3 protein-coding genes and 1 pseudogene are annotated in these 2,672 nt (G+C 66.8%); all 4 read left to right on the forward strand.

Annotated elements, in window-relative coordinates:
• Positions 1-325, forward strand: a pseudogene (locus tag AB7U92_RS25565) (LPD7 domain-containing protein); the annotation flags it as partial.
• Positions 326-335: 10 nt separating this feature from the next.
• Positions 336-1,601, forward strand: a complete 1,266-nt coding sequence (locus tag AB7U92_RS25570) for a DUF1173 domain-containing protein (RefSeq protein WP_428583428.1) — start codon at positions 336-338, stop codon at positions 1,599-1,601.
• Complete coding sequence (locus AB7U92_RS25575; RefSeq protein ID WP_428583430.1) at positions 1,598-2,302, forward strand: type IV toxin-antitoxin system AbiEi family antitoxin domain-containing protein; 705 nt, start codon at positions 1,598-1,600, stop codon at positions 2,300-2,302. Before AB7U92_RS25570 ends, AB7U92_RS25575 begins: the two co-directional genes overlap by 4 nt.
• Positions 2,295-2,672 (forward strand): nucleotidyl transferase AbiEii/AbiGii toxin family protein (locus tag AB7U92_RS25580; protein WP_428583432.1); only part of this gene is annotated, 378 nt, incomplete at its 3' end. The genes AB7U92_RS25575 and AB7U92_RS25580, both read left to right, overlap by 8 nt.

Consider the following 2,672-nt stretch of genomic DNA (forward strand, 5'->3'; position numbering starts at 1 on the left):
CCTGGTCAACCGCATCGAGCCGGCCCGCGACGCTGGCGCCGGGGCGGCAGCCCCCACCGACAAGGCGTCGGCCCGAGGCAGCGGTGGCCGCAAGGCCGTGCTCGCCGCCATCGAGGCGGTGCTGGTCGCCAAGAAGGTGCCGGAGAAGCAGCGCGCGGCCGTGATGGCCGCGGCAACCGAGAAGCTCGCGCAGCGCATCCGCGATGGCCAGGTGCCGAAGGTCAAGGTCTACGATAAGGCGGCTCCGTCGCAGCGGCCCGTCGTCATGCCGACGCCCGAAATGCAGCGCACGCGCGACCGCGCCGCACCAGCGCCTGTGCGATGAGGCCACGGCGGTGGAGATTCCGGCTCAAGGCATCACGGCACCGGCGGCGGTCTACGAGATCGCCGGACGTCGCTTCGAGATCGGGTCGCGAGGCTTCGCCGACGCCATTGCCGACGCACACGCCTCCCACCAGCGTCCGCGGTGCCTATGCCAAGCCGAAGGCGTCGAGATGTACGTGGCGCGACTGGGCGGGGGCTACATCGTCAAGCGCATGCCCGACACGGGAAGCCACCACGAGCCAGACTGCCCGTCGTACGAACCACCGGCCGAGTTCTCCGGCCTGGGGCAGGTGCTGGGCAGCGCGATCACCGAGGACCCGGCCACCGGCGAAACCACGCTGAAGCTGGACTTCCCGCTGGCCAAGATGCCCGGCCGATCGCAGATGCCGCCTGCGGGCGGCTACAGCGACAGCGTCACCAGCGACGGCGCCAAGCTCTCGTTGCGGGGCCTGCTGCACTACCTGTGGGACCAGGCCGAGCTGACGCGCTGGCATCCGGGGTTTGCCGGGAAACGAACCTGGGGCACGGTGCGCAAGCACCTGCTCTTGGCCGCCGAGGACAAGGTCGCTCGCGGAGGCTCACTGCGTTCCCGTCTCTACATCCCTGAGGTCTATTCGGTCGAGCAGCGCGACGCGATCAACGCCAGGCGGATCTCGCTTTGGTCTCAGGCCGTCGCAGTCCCTGGCAAGCAGCAGCAGTTGATGCTGACGATTGCGGAGATCAAGGAGATCGTGCCTGCGCGCTATGGCTTCAAGGCTGTGGTGAAACATGTGCCTGACCAGGCCTTCGCATTGGACGAGAGGATCTATCGCCGCCTGGCTCGGCGCTTCGAGCGCGAGCTGGCACTCTGGGGTGCCGCCGAGGACATCCACATGGTGATGATCGCGACCTTCAGCGTCGCAATGGCGGGGATCCCCACCATAGTGGAGTTGTCGCTGATGCCGACCACACGGCATTGGCTGCCGGTCGAAGACGGGTTCGAGAAACAGCTCGTTGATCGACTGGTGGTCGATGGGCGATCCTTCGTGAAGGGGCTTCGCTACAACCTGGGTGCAGGGAGCGAGATCGCCAGCGCAACGCTGACCGACTGCGCGGGTTCGGCACCGTTGCTCTTCGTCGATCACTCGGGCATCGAGGGCAGCAAGCAGCAGATTCATGCGGGCGATCCTTCCGTTCCCGTGTGGCGATGGAATCCATCGAGCGAAGCCATGCCATCGCTTCCGCCCCGGCATCCACATCACCCAAGTCCAGTCGAATCTGCGGTGGAGTTGCGATGAACGGTCAGTTGCTCCCGTCCACGCCAGAGTGGTATAAACCCTCGGACGATTGCTTCGTTCGACCGAGGATTCATACCATGCCCGCAGCCTACGCCTCCACGCAGCGCACCAAGGCGCTGGTGCTGCTACGGCGCCGGGGGATGACTCGGCTTGCGGAGTTCAACGCGGCAGGCATCACGGCCACCACGATCAGCCGCATGGAGCGCGCCGGCGAGGTGGTGCGCCTTGCCCGAGGGCTCTATCAGCTTCCCGATGCCGAGCTCGATGCGCAGCAGTCCCTGGCCGAGGCAGCGCGGCTGGTGCCCAAGGGTGTCATCTGCCTCGCCTCAGCCCTGGCATTCCACGGCCTCACGGACCAGATGCCGCCAAAGGTCTGGATCGCCATCGGGCGCAAGGACTGGCGTCCCCGAGTCACCTACCCGCCGATCCGCATCGCCCGGTTCTCCGACGAGCTTCTGCGTCGCGGCGTCGAGCACAAGAAGATCGCCGGAACCTCAGTGCCCGTGTTCGGCGTGGCCAAGACGGTAGCCGACCTCTTCCGCTACCGCCGCACGGTAGGCGATGCGCTGGCGATCGAGGGCCTGAGGCAGGCACTGCGGCAGCGCAAGGCCACGCCTGCAGAGATCACTCGGGAAGCGAAGGCCATAGGCGTGTGGGCCACGATGGAGCCCTACGTGATGGCGCTCACCAGCGATGCCTGATCGCGCCCGCAACGTCGGCGCGTCCGTGCGTCAACGCCTGTTGAACCTGGCGCATGCACGCGGCACGCCCATGGAACTGCTTCTCACGCGGTACGCGCTGGAGCGCCTGCTGCATCGGCTGAGCCTCTCGCCTCACCGCGAGCGCTTCGTGCTGAAGGGTGCGATGCTGCTGGCCACCTGGTTCGACGAGCCGCACCGTGCGACACGCGATGTGGACCTGCTTGGCTTCGGTGACGCCGCGGCAGATGCGCTGCTGGGTACGTTCCGCGAAATCATGGCCATCGAGGTCGACGACGGCGTCATCTTCGATCTGAAGGGCCTGAGGATCGAGGCCATACGCGAAGAGGTCGAGTACGGCGGTTCGCGGCTT

The sequence above is a fragment of the Piscinibacter sp. genome, assembly GCF_050175855.1.
Taxonomy (GTDB): Bacteria; Pseudomonadota; Gammaproteobacteria; order Burkholderiales; family Burkholderiaceae_C; genus Piscinibacter.